Here is a 17,068-nt window from a genome sequence, read left to right as displayed (position 1 = left end):
CGTGGCAGACGAGTCTCGGCGCAGAACACCGCCCGAAAAGCGTCGACCCTCAATTTTCTGGCTTATGGCCGGAATCGCCGTGCCTCCCTTGAGTGTCCTCTTCAAATACGACATCAAGGGCACACTGCCGGCTGAGGGGCCGTATATCCTCACTCCCAACCACTACTCGGATATCGATCCGGTAGTGGTTGGCTACGGCGTGTGGAAGCTCGGTCGGAAGCCACGGTTCATGGCCAAGGCTTCGCTGTTCAAGATTCCGGTCGTCGGCTGGCTCTTGCACAAGAGCGGTCAGATTCCCGTGGAACGCTCGCGCTCGCGCACTAAGGCCGACTCAATGAAGGCAGCGAATAAGCTCGGCGAACTTGGCGGTACCGTCATCGTGTACCCCGAGGGGACACTCACTCGCGAACCCGCAATGTGGCCGATGCGGGGCAAGACTGGTGCCGCCCGCTTGGCGATGCAGTCGGGGGTTCCGGTGATTCCGATCGCAACCTGGGGTGCCCACGCGGTGGTCCCACGGTTTGAGAAGCGGTTTCGGTTTCGCTGGCGCGCGCCGATCAAGATGGTGATCGGTGAGCCAGTTGACCTCAGTGAATTTGAGGGCAAGTACCATTCGAAGCGCGCCGTCGACGGTGCCACCACGAAAATCATGCGGGAGATCACGTCGCTCGTGGAAGAGATTCGCGATGCGAAAGCACCGGCGGAACTCTACAACCCCGCCGACTACGGTCAGAGTGAGTTTGGGATGCCGAACGAGGTCACCCCGTGACCGAGTGGTATCCGGCCACCTCACCAATCACGTTGCCCGCACTCGACAACAACGGTGAGCGGCAGGCCGGCGAGCGCATTGTTGTGGTCGGCGGCGGCAACTGGGGAACTACCTTTGCGAAGGTGGTGGCCGATGGTGGTCGCGATGTGACCCTGATCGCTCGTCGACCCGACCAGGTCGCAGAAATCAACGAAGCACACCGCAATACCGCGTACCTGCCCGGCATCAACCTGCCCGACCGCATCCACGCCACCTGCGAGATCGAAGAAGCCATTGCGCCGGCGGACATTATTTTCCTCTCGGTACCAGCGCAGTCAGCCCGCGAAAACCTCGAAGAGTTTCGGCCGTTCCTGCGCTCCAATGCCGTCGTCGTGAGCCTCATGAAGGGTGTTGAGCGCTCGACCGGAAAACGCATGAGCGAAGTGATTCGGGAAGTCTCGGGGCTGCCAGCCGACCAGGTAGCCGTCGCTTCTGGTCCAAATATTGCACTCGAGATTGCGCGCGAGGAACCCACCGCCATCGTGGTCGCAAGCGAATCGGAAGAGCTCGCGGTGCGAGTAGCCCAGGTTGCCCGCAATCAGTACCTGCGCTCATTCGTGAACCAGGATGTGGTGGGTACCGAATTCGGCGGGGTCCTAAAAAACCTCATCGCCATCGCGATCGGTATCTCGGACGGTGTTGGCTTCGGCGAGAACACCAAGGCCTCGATCATGACACGTGGCCTCGCCGAAATCACCGACTTTGCAGTCGCCATGGGCGCATCCCGCGAAACGATGATGGGCCTCGCGGGGATGGGCGACCTCATCGCGACCTGTATGTCGCCCCTCTCGCGAAACTTCACCGCGGGTCGACTGCTCGGCCAGGGCTACAGCTATCAGGATGTGAATAGCCGCATGGAGCAGACCGCCGAAGGGCTGCGTTCGGTCGATTCGATTCTGCTCATGGCACGCGAACGCTCGGTGCCGATGCCAATTGTCCAGCAAATCGCGGATGTGCTTGCCGGCAAGATGCATCCGACCGATCTCGCACCACACCTAGCCACCGACCACGAAAGTCCGCGGGGAGAATGATGACCGATTCCGCACAGCACAGTCCAGAAGAGTTGACCACCGTTGTGGTGCTATTCGGTGGCCGATCAAGCGAACACCAGATCAGCTGCGCTACGGCTGCCGGCGTCCTTGCCGCAATCGATCGTGAACGCTTCCGTGTCATCCCGGTCGGAATCACGCGCGAAGGTGTGTGGGTCCTCGAAGAGGACGACCCGGAGAAGTTCCGGCTTAACCCCGACAACCTGCCGGAAGTCGTTGACAATGGGACGCGCATCCACCTGCCCGACTCGGCCCAACACCGGCGCATTTCGATCAGCCGCGCCGACGGCAGCTTCGATCAGCTCGGAAACATCGACGTGGTGTTCCCCATCCTGCACGGGCCGTACGGGGAAGACGGCACGATTCAGGGGCAGCTTTCACTCGTCGACCTGCCGTTTGTTGGCTCCGGGGTGCTTGCCTCCGCAGCCGGAATGGACAAGCACTACACCAAGATCCTGCTCGAAGCGGCGGGCTTGCGCGTCGCACCCGGATTCACAGTGCATGCCCACGAGTGGGCTCAGGATGCGGCTGCCGTGACCGAGCGGGTTGCAGCAGAGATCGGATATCCCGCATTCGTGAAGCCAGCGCGTGCGGGTTCCTCCGTGGGTGTCTCCAAGGTGAAGCAGCCCGAGGCACTCGCTGAAGCGATGGCCGTGGGTCTGGCAGAAGACGACCACGTGCTCATCGAACAGGGCATTAATGGTCGCGAAATTGAGATTGCCGTGCTCGGGTCACGAAGGGGCGAGCGTGCGCGCGCCTCGGTAGCCGGTGAGATCATCATTGACACCGCCGAGTTCTATGACTTTGCCGCCAAGTATCTGGACGACACCGCGGTTCGGCTCAGCTGCCCGGCAGAGGTGACGGATGCGCAGCTCGCCGAAGCGCAGGAGCTCGCGATTCGCGCGTTTGAAGCACTGGGTGCGGAAGGCCTCGCGCGCGTTGACTTCTTCCTCGACGATCAGGGATTCCTCGTCAACGAAGTCAATACGATGCCCGGATTTACTCCGATTTCGATGTTCCCGCGCTGCTGGCAAGAATCCGGTTTGCCCTACGATCAGCTCATTACTGAGCTGATCGACGTCGCGATTTCGCGAGGTTAGGGAGCTGGCGTCGCCATCTCGGGAGCTGTGCTCTCGGGACTCGTACTCTGGGGGTCTGTACTTTCGGGCGCAGTAGTCGCCGGCGCCTCGGTCGCATCCTCATCGCTGAATCCGGGGACACCCAACACGTCCTCGGCACCGAGGCACTGGCCGGTTTGCGGGAGGTAGCTCACCGCTTCATTGAGGTCGATCAGCGTTGTGAGTCCGGAGACACCGGTGGAGGAATCGATAATGACCTCGGCCGCCGGCGTGCGGCCGTAGGTGGTGTAGCGGTAGGTCGGGGCCTGGGAGTCATCCTCAATCCAATCGATACCGTCCACGCTGAGGCACTGGTCGGTGGTCGGCGGGGGAGATGCCACGCCGCAGCGCAGGAGTACCGCTGCCGGATTGCCCCAGGCGCCAGTTGCCTGCGCATTCGTGAGCCGCAGCTCGAGGTCATCCACCGTTTCGGGGAGCCGAACCGTGACCTCGGCACATTCGGCCGCTCCGGCGAATTCCGCCGGCTGCATCGGCACGGAAGGACCAGTAGGACCGGAGCAGCCGCTCAGTGCGGTGGCGGCAAGTATGAGAGTTGGCGCGAAAACGCGCAGAATGCGGCGTGACATGTCCCCTCCAGGGTATCGTGACGCCGTGGACCTCACTCACCAATCGAGTCTCTCCCTGACTGTCGCCGAAGCGGGAGAGCGTGAAACCCTCAGGCGCCTGCTCGTCCATATGCCGATGGGTAAATCCCTCCTCGGACCGGGCGATGACGCCGCGGTAATTTCTGCACCCGACGAGCGCGTGGTGATCTCCACCGACACCATGATTGAAGGTGCCGACTTCAATCTCGATTGGTCCACACCCGAACACCTCGGGCGAAAAGCAGTCGCGTCGAATCTCGCCGATATTGCCGCAATGGGCGCACGGCCGACCGGGCTCGTGATCGCACTTGCCGTGCCGCGGGACACCACCGTGGAATTTGTCGAACGGCTCGCCAATGGATTCGCGATCGGTCTCGAACGCCTGGCCCCCGCAACCTGCGGTGTGGTGGGCGGAGACCTGGCGACCTCACCGGTGGTCACCATCGCGGTTACCGTTTTTGGTTCGATGGATGGATTGGCTCCCGTGTTGCGTTCGGGCGCGAGACCGGGCGATGTGGTCGCGGTCGCGGGGGACCTCGGTCGTGCCGCGGCGGGCCTCCGATTGCTGTTCGCACAGGGGAACGCTGTGCCAGCGGTATTCGATGACGTGGCCGCCGACGGATTGATTGCCGCCCAGCTGGCTCCCGAACCGCCGCTCTATGCCGGAATGCTGGCTGCGAAGGCAGGCGCTTCCGCGATGATGGATCTCTCCGACGGGCCGCTGCTGGACGCGACGCGGATGGCAGAAGCGAGCGGCGTCACACTTGAATTTGACGATTTTGCGGTGGCAGCGGACCTCGATTATCTCGTGCCGGCGCTGGAACGAGCACTCGGTCTTGTCGGCAGGCAAGCTCGGGAACTCGCACAGCGACTCGTGCTCGGCGGCGGCGAGGACCACTCATTGCTCGCGACGTTTCCACCGAACCGCGACCTTCCGGAACCCTTCCGCCAGGTGGGCCGAGTGCTTGAACGAGGCGAAGCATCCGTGCTCGTGAGCGGCAAACCCGCGAAACCCGAGGGTTGGGACCCCTACGTCGGCATGCAGTAATTCGAGGTAATGATTCGTGCTTCGTTCAGGGGATGGGCTTTAGCCTGAACGGGCCCCAACTTGAGAGCACTGAAGGAGAAACGATGACTGGATTCTTTGACCGCGAAAATGACAAGAACTACACAAAGGACTACAAGGAAACCACTCCCGACATCCTGAAGGCCTTTGGTGAGTTTGATGCGGCCGTATTTGCGAAGGAAGGCCGTGAGATTCCGCTGAAGTACCGCGAGCTCATCGCCTATGCCGTCGGCCTCACGACGCAGTGCACCTACTGCATTGACGCACACAGCCAGGCCGCAGTCCGCGCCGGCGCCACCAAAACGGAACTCTCGGAGACGGCCTGGGTTGCGACCGCCATTCGTGCCGGTGGTGGCTACGCGCACGGTCGCCTTGGCTTCAAGCTTTCAGGCATCCACAACCACGAGAACGAAGCCTAAGCAGTATCGTTCGCGAGTTGCCTTTCGGTCGGCTCGAGGAAGTACAAGACGGTGTCGCCATAGTCGCGGCCCCGCCACAACTCGAGGCCCGCGGGCAGCTCCACCGCACCTGAGTGAACGGAGCGCTCGACGACGGCGAGCGCTCCTTCGCTGAGGTACGGCACCAGCAACTCGAGATCGGCCAGCAGATCAGCGTTACTCAGGTCATAGGGTGGATCGAGAAAGACGAGATCAAACTCGCCACTCGCGCGAGTCAGCCACGTGCGCACCGCCGACTCGTGCACGGTGATCGGGGCCGCGGCATTCGCGCCCGCGCCGTTCCGGCTCATCGCGGCCCGCACAACATCCGCATTCTTCTGGGCAAGGCGACATACTGACCCACTACGCTCGACGAGTGTGAGCGATTCTGCACCACGCGATAGCGCCTCGAACCCCAGCGCACCCGTGCCGGCGTATAGATCGAGCACTCGAGCACCTTCGAATTCGAAGGCAGCTTCGAGCGCCGAAAACAGAGCTTCGCGCACCCGATCGCTGGTCGGTCGCGTTCCCGTGTGGGAGGCCCGTAGTACTGTGCCACCAGCAGCCCCCGCAATGATTCGCGTCATATTTCGATAGTAGGTCTTGGGGAGCAATCCCCGCAGACATGGAAAGATAGCCGTCATGAGCCAACACGCCACCCCAACCAATGCGCTGTTTGAAAACGCCAGCCGACTTCAGGAAGCAGTGTCGAGCGTTGTCGTCGGCAAACCCGAACAGGTGCGCATGGCGGTGACCGTGTTGCTCGCCGGTGGCCACTTGCTCGTCGAGGATGTTCCGGGCGTCGGTAAGACGGTGCTCGCGAAGACTCTCGCGCGCGCGATGGACTCCAAGGTCAACCGCATCCAGTTCACTCCGGATATGCTCCCGAGCGACGTGACCGGTGTGGCGATTTTCGACCAGCGCAAGGCCGAATTTGAGTTTCAACCGGGGCCAGTATTTGCGAATGTCGTCATTGGCGATGAGATTAACCGTGCCTCGCCGAAGACGCAGTCGGCCCTCCTCGAATGCATGGAGGAGCGTCAGGTGTCGGTGGATGGCCAGACGCACCGACTGCCGGACCCGTTCACTGTGTTCGCCACGCAGAACCCCGCTGAGATGGAGGGGACCTACGCCCTCCCTGAAGCACAGCGAGACCGCTTTATGGCGCGCATTTCGATGGGCTATCCGGACCGCGACTCGGAGCTGCACATGCTCGAGTCCCGTGACCGGGTCGACCCGTTGTCGAACCTCACGCCCGTGGTGAGCGCAGCACAGGTGCGCACGATGATCGCGCAGGTGCAGGATGTTTTCGTCGCCCCGAGCGTGAAGCAGTACGTTGTCGACTTGGCTCGCGCAACGCGCGAACACGAGGCCGTGCGCGTTGGTGTGAGCCCCCGTGCATCGCTCCACCTGCTCCGCGCTGCCAAGGCATCGGCGGCGATTACGGGACGGGCGTATGTGATTCCGGACGATGTGCGTTCGCTGCTGGTCCGAGTATTCGCCCACCGCCTTGTGATTGGCAGCCGTGCGGGTCGTAAATCAAGTTCTTATGTGGAATCGAGCCGCGTGCTTGAGCAGATCGCGGCACAAATCCCGGCGCCAACCGGAGCCTAATCCACATGCCAAAACCCGAAACGCAGCCGGTGCGCGCACGGCGACTGCGACCAACCGCTCGTGCCTGGGGTCTCATGATCTCGGGGGCACTGGTGATCGTGGTGGCGGAACTCTTCGGCGTCAACGAACTGCGCTTTTTCGGCATCGCGCTCTTCCTGCTACCGGTGCTCACGCTGTTGCTGCGGCTCATCGCGCGCCCAAAGCTTGAGGTGGAGCGTTCGGTATATCCCACCACGGTCGCGGCCGGTGACCGCGTCCGGGTTGTTGCCGAGGTCCGCAATAAGTCGATCTTCGGGCTGGAACCGACCACCTATATGGACGTCGTCACCGGAACCGACAGCAACCACATCGCCGGTGTGCTTGCCGCAGTCGCGAGTCGCCTGCATCCTCGTGAGGGCCGACGCCGTCGCCGCATCGCGTACGGTCTCACCAGGATGCGCCGCGGCATCAGCGAGATTGGGCCGCTGTTTCTCGAGAACATTGACGGACTCGGGCTCACCAAACGAGTGATTCGCGTGGGCGACCCGGTACAAATTGAAGTCTGGCCGCACGTCCACGACGTGGACCGGCTCGACATTCCCGCACTTCGCACCGGCTCTGAAGCCGATGTTGCGCTCGGCCGTTCGGGGGATGCGGATGATGTCGTCACCCGCGAGTACCGGCGCAGCGATGCGCTCCGCCGCGTCCACTGGCGAGCCACGGCACGAGCGGGTGAATTACGAGTCCGGCAAGAAGAACACCACGCCGAAGTCGTTGCCCTCGTGGTGTTTGACACGATGCCGACCACGCACCCGTACATCGACCCCGGTTTCGAACTCGGCGTCTCGGTGGTCGCCTCCGTGCTCACGCGACTGCACGCACTCGGCTACGACACGGAACTGCTCGAAACCCATTCCGAGACCGAACCGGAAGAAACAGAGCTGATGCGCACGAGCGCATCCGAACACCTGGGACGCGTGATGCGTCACCTCATGCTGGTACAGCCCGCCAAGCACGAGGATGACAATGACTACCTCGATCTTGGCGCTCGGGTTGCGAGCATCGGTCGCGGACCGCTCGTACTGGTGACGCGTGCTGACGCACCAAACCACGAGGCGGCCCTCGAGCTCGCCGAGTTTGGCGCACCAGCGATCGCGGTGCTGTGCGGGCCGCGTGATGCCGGAGCAGATTCGATCAATGCGTTTATCAACGCAGGCTGGCAGGTCGTGCACATGGACACGACCGCGCGGAACCCGTGGGACGCAATCCGGAGATTTGGAGTTGCCGAATGAAAGAACGCGGCTCCTGGTTCCTGACCATCGGGCTCATGCTGCTTATGTGCAGCGGCGCACTCCTCGCGAGCCCAATTGTGATCGGCGGGGCATGGCTCTTGCCCGCCATGATCACGATCATCGTGCTGCTCGCAGTCATGCAGCTCTCGCGACGGCTCACCACCTCCCGACTGCTCGGGATAGTAGTGGGGCTCATCGCTTGGGCCATTGCCGGACTCGTGCTGGCACAGCCCTCGGGCGTAACCGATATCTTCTCCGCCGTGGGCCGACAAATTACCGGCCTTGTGCAACAACTCCCGAGCGACCAACCGCCGCTCCGTGAGACACCCGCGACCATCTTCGTGATGGCCATGGCGATGGGACTGCTTGCACTCATTGCCGATCTGCTCGCAAGCGTGCTGCGCGCACCGGCTACCGCGTTGATTACGATTGCGCCGATCGTGGTGGTACCGATCGCCGTCGGCCTCGAACCCGCATCCTGGTGGTACTGGGTACTCTTCGCGGTAATCACGGTGCTCTATTTGTATCTGGGGCATCGCTGGCTGCAGCAGATTGCCGATGAAGAGCGCTCTCATACGGGATTCTCACTCGAAAGCCGCGGGTCCGGTGGCCTACTCGGCACCGTCGGCACCGGCGCGCTCACGGTGCTCGTGGCGCTGTTAATCGCTCTTCTGGCGCCCGGGCCGAGCGGTATTTGGTGGACGGCACTCGGCCCGAACACCTCCATCTCGACGAACCGTGTCAACCCGATCATTGACCTCGGTGATGACCTCCGACGCAACACCCCCGTTGAGGTGCTGCGCTACGCAACCTCGCAAACCGCGGGCGAGCTGCCCTATCTCTCGCTCGTGACGCTCTCGGAATTCGACGCGGAGACCGAGTGGCAACCGGGTGAATTCACCGCGGATGAAATCCTGGGTGAGGCGGATTTACCGCTGCCGATACAAGATTTCCCGCTGCCTTTGGAATCGGAGGACGAGCTCGATCTCCTCGAGGTCAATAGCAATATCGTCATGGAGCAGGGTGTCAGTGCCTACCTGCCGCATCCTTCGAACCCCCTTCGCCTCGGTACCGTTGAAGGTGAATACGGCTGGAATGCCGAGACCGGCAACATCCGCAATATGGCAGGCGATGCGCTCGCGCAGAGCTTCCACGTGGACAGCGTGATTCCTCGTCCGACCGAAGAAACACTGGTCATGCTGGACATTGACTTCGGTTCCGGGGAGCCTTTCGCTCACTATCTCGAACTCCCCGAAGACCCCGCCCTCGACTCAATTCGAGCCGCGATGGAGGAAGTCGTCGACCCGAATGCGACGCAGTACGAGAAAGCGCTGCAGCTACAGTCTTGGTTCACCGGTGGCGCATTCGACTACTCCGAGCAGGCTCCGGTCTCCGGTGGTTACGACGGGACGAGCCTCGAGGTCATCAACCAGTTCCTGCAAACCCGCAGCGGTTACTGCGTGCACTTCTCGAGCACCATGGCAATCATGGGTCGCCTCCTCGACATCCCCACACGCATCCAAGTCGGGTTCACCCCCGGAACCTTCACGAGCGTGAATGATATTGGTCAGCCCGTGTACTCGGTGACCACCGACAACCTGCACGCTTGGGCGGAGTTCTACGTCCCGGGCTACGGCTGGGTACCGTTCGAAACCACCCCGAGCTCCGGCATCGGCGAGACCCAAGTCGCGGAGGTGGAAGACCCCGCTGAGACTCAGGCGCCGCCCGAGGAATCCTTCGCGCCGACCCCCACCCCGACCCCGGAAAGTGGCGAATCGGAGCCCGAACCCACCGATGCCGGCGAAGAGCAAGACCCCACGGAGAGCACGGAAGACGATAGTCGCGCCGATGTCTCCGACAGTGACTGGCTCGGTACCGCAATCACGATCGGGGCGATCGTGATTGTGCTGCTGATCCTGGCGGCCCTCGTGTTCCTGCCTCGACTGCTGCGCGCCAGAACCACGAAGCAACGGCAAGCGACCGTGTCGGCTGGCGAGCAGGATGCGGCCGCAGCCGCTTGGCACGAAGTGCTCGACACCGCGACGGACCTGCAGCTGCGGCTCCCGCGCGGCCGCACCACCGGCACCATGATCGGCCGACTCGCCACCACGATCGGACTCATGCCCGGCGACGAACGCGCCGAAGCGCTGCGCCGACTCGGCATCGCACTCGATGCCGCGGCCTTCGCCGACCCCGAGCGACCGCAACACGAGCCCGTGTATTGGCGCGATGTGGAAGCGGTTCGGGCGGGAATGCTCGAGCACGCGAACGAAAAAGTCCGTCGTCGCGCGAAGTGGTTCCCCGCATCCGTTGTATCTCGGAGGCGCAAGTGAGCCCGCGCGAAGACATACCGCTCGGATACCGAGGAGAGCCGGTCACGCTGGAGTCGCCCATCGAACACGTCATGTCCGAGGCGGATGCGACGGAGGTACGGGTGGAGCTCGGGCTGGAGACAGTGGGGGACCTCGTCACCTATCTGCCGCGACGCCACCAGAAACCCGGGGAGCATGCGCAGCTGGGCGAACTCGAAAACGATGTCCACGTGACCGTGTTCGCGGACGTCGTGAGCGCGACGAGTAATCGGATGCGCAGCCGCCACGGGACGCGACAGGAAATTGAGATCAGTGACGGCTCCGGTTCGCTCACCGTGACCTTTTTCAATCAGCAGTGGCGCGTGAAGCAACTGCAGCCCGGTCAGCGCGGGATGTTCTCCGGGAAGGTCAAGCTCTACCGCGGCAAACCGCAGCTCACCCATCCCGACTGCGTGCTCTTTTCGGAGTACGACACCGATGAGGGTTTCCTGGAGTTTGTGAAGCGGCCGCTGCCGGTCTACCCGGCGACCGCGGGCATGCAGACCTGGCGCATCCACCAACTCATCGTGAATGCGCTCGACCTCCTCCCGGAAGTGCCCGACCCGGTCCCCGCTGAAATCCGCGCGCATCGATTTGAACTCGATTACGACTCGGCCATTCGGCGCATCCACCAACCGAAGACCGACCATGACGTGCTCAGCGCGTTGGTGACGCTGAAGTTCACCGAAGCGTTCTTGTTGCAGGCGGCGCTCCTACAGCAGCGATACGTCGCGATGGCGAATCCCGCGACACCGCGCCCCTTGAGCACGGACGGGCTCGTCACGCAGCTCGACGCGAGTCTGCCGTTTTCGCTCACCGAGGATCAGCACGAAGTCGGAGAGACAATCGCGCGTGAAATCGCCACGCAAGAACCGATGCACCGACTCCTGCAAGGTGAAGTCGGATCTGGAAAGACCCTCGTTGCGGTTCGAGCCATGCTGCAGGTGGCCGAATCGGGTGGTCAGTCGGCACTTCTGGCACCCACCGAAGTGCTCGCTAATCAGCACCTCCGTTCCATCACCGAGGCGCTCGGGCCCGACCTTGCGGCACAGCTCATGCCCACGCTCCTCACCGGATCACTCACCAAGGCGGAACGGCAGAAGGCGATGCTGCGGCTGGTGACCGGGGATGCGCGCATTGTCGTGGGGACGCATGCGCTCCTCAGCGAGGGCGTTGAATTCGAAGATCTCGGCCTCGTGGTCATCGACGAACAGCACCGCTTCGGCGTCGAACAGCGGGAGACGCTCCGCCGCAAGGGGAAGACGAATCCGCACGTGCTGGTGCTCACCGCAACACCGATCCCGCGCACGGTTGCGATGACCACCTTCGGTGACCTCGAAGTATCAACTCTGCGCCAACTGCCCGCCGGCCGCGCCGGAATCTCGAGCTTCGTCGTCAGCTTGGCTGAGCATCCCACGTGGGTCAGCCGCGTCTGGGAGCGCACTGCCGAAGAACTCGCCGCCGGCCGCCAAGCCTTCGTGGTGTGCCCCTCGATTGAACCGGGCGAGAATGAAGACTCCACCGCGATGTCGGTGGCCGAAATGCTCGAGTTACTGCAACAAAATCCGGTGTTCCGCGGGCGCAAGATTGAGCCGCTACACGGTCGCATGTCGGCCGATGAAAAGGATGCGGTGATGCGGCACTTTGCCGCGGGTGAGATCGACATCGTGGTCGCCACGACCGTGATTGAGGTCGGAGTGAATGTCCCGAATGCCTCGGTCATGGTGGTGATGGATGCGGACCGCTTCGGCGTTTCGCAGCTCCATCAGCTACGTGGTCGCGTCGGACGAGGCGAGCACCCCGGGGTGTGCCTGCTCGTGACCGAGGCACCACCGGTTTCGCTTGCCTATGAGCGGGTGTCGGCCGTGGCAGACACCATTGACGGCTTCGAACTCGCCGAACGCGACCTCGAGTTGCGCCGTGAGGGGGATGTGCTCGGCTCCAGGCAGTCGGGCGGACAATCTTCACTCAAGGTGCTGCGCGTGACCAAGGATGGCGAAGTCATTAGCGAAGCGCGCGCGGCAGCGATTGCCTTCCTCGAACTCGATCCTGACCTCAAGAAGGCGCCGGAACTCAAGGCCGCGCTGCGCCGACTCTCCGGACAGGTCGTCGCGCACCTCGAGATGGGGTAGACGTATTTTGTCGGCGGCTGCCCGTCAATCAGCCTGCCTCGTGAGTGCGATTCCCGCGGAGTAGACTGGTCAGATATGACTGAGCGGGATGCGAGCCGGGCCAACGGGCCATTGACGCTCGCGCGCGGCTGGGGACTGGGCGTTGTCGCCACCGTACCTGCGGCCCTGTTCCACGGCATTGCGCACGGAAATACGCCGGAGCCGATTGCGCTCGGGGTTGCCATTGTCATTGCGGCAGCTATCAGCGTGCCCTTGGTGGGGCGGAAATTTACCCGAGTTCGCTCAGGCGCCGCAATCTTCGCCAGCCAGGCACTCTTCCACACCTTCTTCGCGATGGCCGGTACCGGTTCGGTCACCGTCTCAGGCGACACCTCAGCGCACGCTCACCACCACGGCAGCGGGCATTTTGACCTCACGGTCGCATCCTCGGGTGCGGTCATTGGCGTCGATGTCTGGATGCTGCTCGCGCACCTTGCCGCCGCCGTCATCACGGTAGGATGCGTCTGGTACGGCGAGGCGCTGCTGCGCAGCCTGGTGCACGCCTTAGGTACGGCCGTCACGAAAATTGGCGAATGGGGAAGCGTCGTCGACGCGACCCGTGCGCTCCCGCGAGTGCCGCGCATCCGCGTAGATACCGCGCTCATTCGCCCACTTGCCGCAAGAGTCTTTGCGCTGGTGCAGGGGAGGGGTCCTCCGGTCCTTGCGTAATCGCAAGCTGACTATTTCTTTACCTGAACCGGAGACCACACGTGATTCAACGTATCCAAAAACCACGCTTCTTCGTGCTCGCAGTGTTCGCGCTCGCGGCACTGTTCTTTGCTGTATCCCCCCTCGGGGCGGCGACAGCACACGACCAACTCATTGATTCTTCGCCGCTTCCCGACGAAGAACTTGCGCAGTCACCGACCGAAGCAACGCTGCGATTCTCGGCCGAAGTTGTTGAGATCGGCGCGGAAATTGCACTCGTGAACGCCGACACTTCCGAAGTAATTGAACTGCCAGAGACCTTTACGACCGACTACGACACCCTCACGCAGCCACTGCCGGAACTTCCGGCAGGCTCCTACGCGCTCAACTGGCGCGTCGTGTCACAAGACGGCCACCCGATCTCGGGCACGATCAACTTCTCGGTAGCTGGTGATCCAGCCGCGGAAGAACCCGCTGCGGACTCGGCCGACGCTGCCGCCGAGAATGGCGACGAGGCGGCCGAACAGGAAATCGCTCCGGGTGCAGTTCCGGGCGACTCCACCGAAAACGGTGGCGAGTTCGGCAGCCCAGAGGCGGCTGACTCGGAGGGCGGCATGGCGCCGTGGATGACATTCGCGCTCGGCGGCGTTGCACTGCTCGTTGCCGCCGGTGCGATCGTGGCATTCATCATGCGGATGCGTCGAGGCAATACTCCGGGGCAGGGTCCGGGAACCGGTGACTCGAGCAACTAGCTCGACGGTTCCTTTTACATACCACTTCTCTAGAAAGCACTTCAGAAAATGACTACCGCAACCCTGCGGCGCGTTGTCGCGCCCGCAATACTCATCTCCGCCCTGGTTCTGACCGGATGCGCCAGCAACGCAACCGAGACTGAACCCGAAGCGGGAACCGACATCCAGCAGACCGACGTCTTCACCATTGCCGACCCCTGGATTAAAGCCACCGACACCGACATGACCGGGGTCTTCGGCACGATCAGCAACATCACCGACGAGGACTTCACGATTGTGTCGGCCTCCGCGGATATTGCCGACATGACCGAATTGCACGAAACCATCGTGCAGTCAGATGGCTCGAGTGTCATGCAAGAGATTGAGGGCGGCATCACCGTGCCAGCACGGGAGGACTACGTCCTTGAACCCGGTGGCAACCACATCATGCTCATGAGCCTGACGGGCGAGATTCTGCCTGGCGACACGGTGAGTGTGACGCTCACCACGGATTCCGGCGAGGAGTACGAATTTGACGCGATCGCGAAGGAGTACACCGGGGCGCAAGAAACCTATGCGCCCGAGCACGATCACAGTGAGCACGAGCACGAGCACGAGCACGAGCACGAGCACGAGCACGAGCACGAAGAGCATGACCACAGTGAGCATGATCACGAATAATCGCAATGTCGAAACAACGCAGCGCTAATCAACGGAGCGGTGCTGCTCAACCGAGCGGTGCCAATCAACCGAGCGGTGTTGACCAGAGCGGCGACGCCAAAAAGCGCGCCGCGAACCCGATCGGGCCGCGTCGACGGGATGTTCTCGTCGGCGCGGCCGGGTTTGGCGTTGGCGCTGCAGCCCTTCTCGCGGGAGGGGTTGCAGTGCAGCGCGTCACCGGACAGGAAACCTTCGGTACGGACACGGCACCGCCGAGCGATCGTCACCCACGTGGATTCCAGGCGGAGCCACCAGCACACGCGGTATTCATCGCTGCCGACCTGAACGAGGCCGTCGACCGCGGCCGACTCGCGGCTCTGCTGGGCATCCTGACCGAAGACGCAAACCGGCTCATGGCCGGCTACGCGCCGATCGGGGACCAGGAGCCCCAGCTCGCCGAAACCCCCGCGGGGTTGTCGATCACCTTCGGTTTCGGTCAGGGACTAGTCGACCTGGTGAATCCGAATGCCCGTCCAGACTGGCTGCAACCGCTGCCCGCGTTCTCGATTGACAGGCTCGAGGAGGCCTGGTCGGGCGGCGACCTGCTTGTGCTCATTGCCTGCGATGATCCGCTCACCCTGGCACACGCGCAGCGAATGATCCTGAAGGACCTCCGGGCATACACAACGATCCGCTGGCAAGAGCCGGGCTTCCGAAACGCACGCGGTTCGCTGAAACCCGGAACGACGCAGCGCAACCTCTTCGGGCAGATCGATGGCACGGTGAACCCGCAACCCGGAACCGAGGACTTCGACCAACTCGTATGGGTTGGCCACAACGGGACAACCGGGCTTGGCGGAGCCGCGCCAGACTGGCTCGCCGGTGGCACCAGCTTTGTCTTGCGACGTATCCAAATGAATATGGAGACCTGGGATGAAGTGGATGTGCCAGGAAGGGATGCCGCGATCGGACGGCGATTCGACACCGGTGCACCGCTGACGGGATCGGCGGAGCACGACGAACCCGACTTCGAGGCACTCACCCCGCAGGGCTTTACGGTCATCAATCCGGCCAGCCACATTCGACGTTCGCGGTCGGAGGACCCGCGTGAACGCTTCCACCGACTTACCTATAACTACGACCATCCGGTCTCGGGTGTGGGAGGGATGGGCGCGGCGGTTTCGGACTCGGGGCTGCTGTTTGGTGCGGTGCAGGCGAATCCGGTGACCCAGTTCGTGCCGATTCAGCAGCGACTCGCCGAAGCCGATTTACTCAATGAATGGACCGTTCCGATTGGCTCGGCAGTATTTGCAGTACCTCCGGTGCCTGCCGCGGGTGGGTTTGTGGGGGACACCCTCTTCGCCGCGTAGCGTGTCCAGGTTGTTACCTAATACGATAGAGCGCATGTCCAACATTGCAGTTGTCCCGGGGTCCTTCGATCCGGTGACGCTTGGCCACCTCGACGTGGTTGCGCGCACCGCTAATGTATTCGATGAAGTGCACGTGCTCGTCGTGCACAATCCGGACAAAACCGCGATGATACCGATCGCCCGCAGGCTCGAACTCATCGAGCAGGCACTGCTCGAAACGGGCGCACCCGACAATATCGTGGTGCGCTCGTGGAGCGTCGGATTGCTCGTCGACTACTGCACCGATGTGGGCGCCAGCGTCATCGTTAAGGGCGTGCGCGGGTCAAAGGACGTCGACTACGAAACCCCCATGGCGATCGTCAACCGCAACCTCGCGCGCATCGAAACGATGTTCATGATGCCCAACCCGCAGCACGCACACGTCTCGAGCTCGCTCGTGCGACAGGTTGCATCCCTGGGTGGGGATGTGTCTCCGTACGTTCCCGAAGTAGTCCGCGAGTTTTTGCAGGGCGACACCGATCCGAACATCATCGCCTAGAGCGAAAGCGGTAGCTCTCGAGCCCCGCGCAGGGCGTAGACTCGCGGCATGACAACTTCACCGTATGCCGTGAATGTGGCCACGATTGTCAACCGGCCGGGCACTATGCGGGAACTCGAACTTGACGTCACGGTGCCGGAACGCATCGGCGAAGGCATGATCTATTTCGATAGGGGCGCAGTCCTGGAAATCGATCTGCGCCTCGAAACGCTGATGGACGGCATCCTGGCCACGGCCGATGTGTCGGGGACCCTCACCGGTAATTGCAGTCGTTGCCTGCAGGACCTTTCGCAATCGTGGTCGGGCACGGTGACCGAGCTGTATAGCTATGAGCCCGAAGAATCGGTCGAATATGTGATCAAGCAGGACCTGCTCGATCTCGAGGGACCGATTCGCGACGCGGTTGTGCTGGAACTGCCATTTCAGCCCCTGTGTGAGCCGGGTTGCCTCGGACTTGACCCGGACACCGGTGAAAAACTCACCGAACCCCTTCCTGAACCCGAGGAATCCACCGACCCACGCTGGGACAAGCTTAGGGACCTACTCGAAGAGGGCGAAGACCGGGGATAAAGTCGGGGCCTGTTGCCTCATGTCAATACCTCCGGGAAGGTTGATTCGTTGCCTCAAGTAG

The 17,068-nt window shown here is 62.5% G+C and carries 17 protein-coding genes; 15 read left to right on the top strand and 2 right to left on the bottom strand.

What is annotated here, in order from left to right; all coding sequences use genetic code 11:
* Nucleotide 1: 1 nt before the first annotated feature.
* From ACTHXA_RS06695 to ACTHXA_RS06685, 3 genes are read left to right on the top strand one after another with little or no spacing between them, the layout of a single operon-like run.
* Nucleotides 2-769, top strand: a complete 768-nt coding sequence (locus tag ACTHXA_RS06695) for a lysophospholipid acyltransferase family protein (RefSeq protein WP_441670640.1) — start codon at nucleotides 2-4, stop codon at nucleotides 767-769.
* Nucleotides 766-1,839: an NAD(P)H-dependent glycerol-3-phosphate dehydrogenase gene (locus ACTHXA_RS06690; protein WP_441670638.1), complete on the top strand. Its 1,074-nt coding sequence runs from the start codon at nucleotides 766-768 to the stop codon at nucleotides 1,837-1,839. Before ACTHXA_RS06695 ends, ACTHXA_RS06690 begins: the two co-directional genes overlap by 4 nt.
* Nucleotides 1,839-2,957, top strand: a complete 1,119-nt coding sequence (locus ACTHXA_RS06685) for a D-alanine--D-alanine ligase family protein (RefSeq protein ID WP_441670636.1) — start codon at nucleotides 1,839-1,841, stop codon at nucleotides 2,955-2,957. Before ACTHXA_RS06690 ends, ACTHXA_RS06685 begins: the two co-directional genes overlap by 1 nt.
* Here the strand turns inward: ACTHXA_RS06685 and ACTHXA_RS06680 are convergent.
* A complete protein-coding gene (locus tag ACTHXA_RS06680; RefSeq protein WP_441670634.1) occupies nucleotides 2,954-3,562 on the bottom strand; it encodes a DUF3515 family protein in 609 nt (202 codons plus the stop codon). The genes ACTHXA_RS06685 and ACTHXA_RS06680 overlap by 4 nt on opposite strands.
* On the opposite strand from ACTHXA_RS06680, the gene ACTHXA_RS06675 reads away from it, so the two are divergent.
* Both ACTHXA_RS06675 and ACTHXA_RS06670 read left to right on the top strand, forming a co-directional pair.
* A complete protein-coding gene (locus tag ACTHXA_RS06675) occupies nucleotides 3,561-4,628 on the top strand; it encodes a thiamine-phosphate kinase (protein ID WP_441670632.1) in 1,068 nt (355 codons plus the stop codon). The two genes, ACTHXA_RS06680 and ACTHXA_RS06675, sit on opposite strands and share 2 nt — an antisense overlap.
* A gap of 83 nt (nucleotides 4,629-4,711) precedes the next feature.
* Entirely contained in the window at nucleotides 4,712-5,065 is a 354-nt protein-coding gene (locus tag ACTHXA_RS06670; RefSeq protein ID WP_441670630.1) for a carboxymuconolactone decarboxylase family protein, read from the top strand.
* Here the strand turns inward: ACTHXA_RS06670 and rsmD are convergent.
* Nucleotides 5,062-5,670: a 16S rRNA (guanine(966)-N(2))-methyltransferase RsmD gene (rsmD, locus tag ACTHXA_RS06665; protein ID WP_441670628.1), complete on the bottom strand. Its 609-nt coding sequence runs from the start codon at nucleotides 5,668-5,670 to the stop codon at nucleotides 5,062-5,064. The genes ACTHXA_RS06670 and rsmD overlap by 4 nt on opposite strands.
* A 55-nt stretch (nucleotides 5,671-5,725) precedes the next feature.
* Here rsmD and ACTHXA_RS06660 point away from each other — a divergent pair, with 55 nt between their 5' ends.
* The 10 genes from ACTHXA_RS06660 (at nucleotide 5,726) to ACTHXA_RS06615 (ending at nucleotide 17,007) form a co-directional block, all read left to right on the top strand.
* Entirely contained in the window at nucleotides 5,726-6,697 is a 972-nt protein-coding gene (locus ACTHXA_RS06660) for an AAA family ATPase (protein ID WP_441670626.1), read from the top strand.
* A 5-nt stretch (nucleotides 6,698-6,702) separates the two neighbouring features.
* Entirely contained in the window at nucleotides 6,703-7,968 is a 1,266-nt protein-coding gene (locus ACTHXA_RS06655; protein ID WP_441670624.1) for a DUF58 domain-containing protein, read from the top strand.
* Nucleotides 7,965-10,301, top strand: a complete 2,337-nt coding sequence (locus ACTHXA_RS06650) for a DUF3488 and transglutaminase-like domain-containing protein (protein WP_441670622.1) — start codon at nucleotides 7,965-7,967, stop codon at nucleotides 10,299-10,301. Before ACTHXA_RS06655 ends, ACTHXA_RS06650 begins: the two co-directional genes overlap by 4 nt.
* Before the next feature lie 71 nt (nucleotides 10,302-10,372).
* A complete protein-coding gene (locus ACTHXA_RS06645; RefSeq protein ID WP_441670889.1) occupies nucleotides 10,373-12,451 on the top strand; it encodes an ATP-dependent DNA helicase RecG in 2,079 nt (692 codons plus the stop codon).
* A gap of 75 nt (nucleotides 12,452-12,526) precedes the next feature.
* Nucleotides 12,527-13,159, top strand: coding sequence for a hypothetical protein (locus ACTHXA_RS06640; RefSeq protein WP_441670620.1), 633 nt, complete (start codon nucleotides 12,527-12,529; stop codon nucleotides 13,157-13,159).
* Between the two features lie 41 nt (nucleotides 13,160-13,200).
* Nucleotides 13,201-13,890 carry a copper resistance CopC family protein gene (locus tag ACTHXA_RS06635; protein ID WP_441670618.1) on the top strand — a complete coding sequence of 230 codons (690 nt, stop codon included), beginning with the start codon at nucleotides 13,201-13,203 and terminating at the stop codon, nucleotides 13,888-13,890.
* Between the two features lie 48 nt (nucleotides 13,891-13,938).
* Entirely contained in the window at nucleotides 13,939-14,550 is a 612-nt protein-coding gene (locus tag ACTHXA_RS06630) for a copper chaperone PCu(A)C (RefSeq protein ID WP_441670616.1), read from the top strand.
* A 5-nt stretch (nucleotides 14,551-14,555) separates the two neighbouring features.
* A complete protein-coding gene (locus ACTHXA_RS06625; RefSeq protein ID WP_441670614.1) occupies nucleotides 14,556-15,899 on the top strand; it encodes a Dyp-type peroxidase in 1,344 nt (447 codons plus the stop codon).
* Between the two features lie 34 nt (nucleotides 15,900-15,933).
* Nucleotides 15,934-16,437, top strand: a complete 504-nt coding sequence (gene coaD, locus ACTHXA_RS06620; RefSeq protein WP_441670612.1) for a pantetheine-phosphate adenylyltransferase — start codon at nucleotides 15,934-15,936, stop codon at nucleotides 16,435-16,437.
* Nucleotides 16,438-16,485: 48 nt separating this feature from the next.
* The gene (locus tag ACTHXA_RS06615; protein WP_441670610.1) at nucleotides 16,486-17,007 is read left to right on the top strand and encodes a YceD family protein; all 522 of its coding nucleotides are present in this window, start codon (nucleotides 16,486-16,488) and stop codon (nucleotides 17,005-17,007) included.
* Nucleotides 17,008-17,068: the final 61 nt, after the last annotated feature.

It is taken from the genome of Gulosibacter sp. (assembly GCF_052090685.1).
Classification (GTDB): Bacteria; Actinomycetota; Actinomycetes; order Actinomycetales; family Microbacteriaceae; genus Gulosibacter.
The sequence above is the reverse complement of the archived record's forward strand: the minus strand, read 5'-3'. Positions and strand labels throughout refer to the sequence as shown.

Excerpts from the sequence above, each read along its gene's own strand:
- ACTHXA_RS06685 (WP_441670636.1), top strand. The coding sequence starts at position 1,839 with ATGACCGATTCCGCACAGCACAGTCCAGAAGAGTTGACCACCGTTGTG.
- ACTHXA_RS06675 (WP_441670632.1), top strand. The coding sequence starts at position 3,561 with ATGTCCCCTCCAGGGTATCGTGACGCCGTGGACCTCACTCACCAATCG.
- ACTHXA_RS06680 (WP_441670634.1), bottom strand. The coding sequence starts at position 3,562 with ATGTCACGCCGCATTCTGCGCGTTTTCGCGCCAACTCTCATACTTGCC.
- ACTHXA_RS06670 (WP_441670630.1), top strand. The coding sequence starts at position 4,712 with ATGACTGGATTCTTTGACCGCGAAAATGACAAGAACTACACAAAGGAC.
- rsmD (WP_441670628.1), bottom strand. The coding sequence starts at position 5,670 with ATGACGCGAATCATTGCGGGGGCTGCTGGTGGCACAGTACTACGGGCC.
- ACTHXA_RS06660 (WP_441670626.1), top strand. The coding sequence starts at position 5,726 with ATGAGCCAACACGCCACCCCAACCAATGCGCTGTTTGAAAACGCCAGC.
- ACTHXA_RS06655 (WP_441670624.1), top strand. The coding sequence starts at position 6,703 with ATGCCAAAACCCGAAACGCAGCCGGTGCGCGCACGGCGACTGCGACCA.
- ACTHXA_RS06650 (WP_441670622.1), top strand. The coding sequence starts at position 7,965 with ATGAAAGAACGCGGCTCCTGGTTCCTGACCATCGGGCTCATGCTGCTT.
- ACTHXA_RS06645 (WP_441670889.1), top strand. The coding sequence starts at position 10,373 with ATGTCCGAGGCGGATGCGACGGAGGTACGGGTGGAGCTCGGGCTGGAG.
- ACTHXA_RS06640 (WP_441670620.1), top strand. The coding sequence starts at position 12,527 with ATGACTGAGCGGGATGCGAGCCGGGCCAACGGGCCATTGACGCTCGCG.
- ACTHXA_RS06630 (WP_441670616.1), top strand. The coding sequence starts at position 13,939 with ATGACTACCGCAACCCTGCGGCGCGTTGTCGCGCCCGCAATACTCATC.
- ACTHXA_RS06625 (WP_441670614.1), top strand. The coding sequence starts at position 14,556 with ATGTCGAAACAACGCAGCGCTAATCAACGGAGCGGTGCTGCTCAACCG.
- coaD (WP_441670612.1), top strand. The coding sequence starts at position 15,934 with ATGTCCAACATTGCAGTTGTCCCGGGGTCCTTCGATCCGGTGACGCTT.
- ACTHXA_RS06615 (WP_441670610.1), top strand. The coding sequence starts at position 16,486 with ATGACAACTTCACCGTATGCCGTGAATGTGGCCACGATTGTCAACCGG.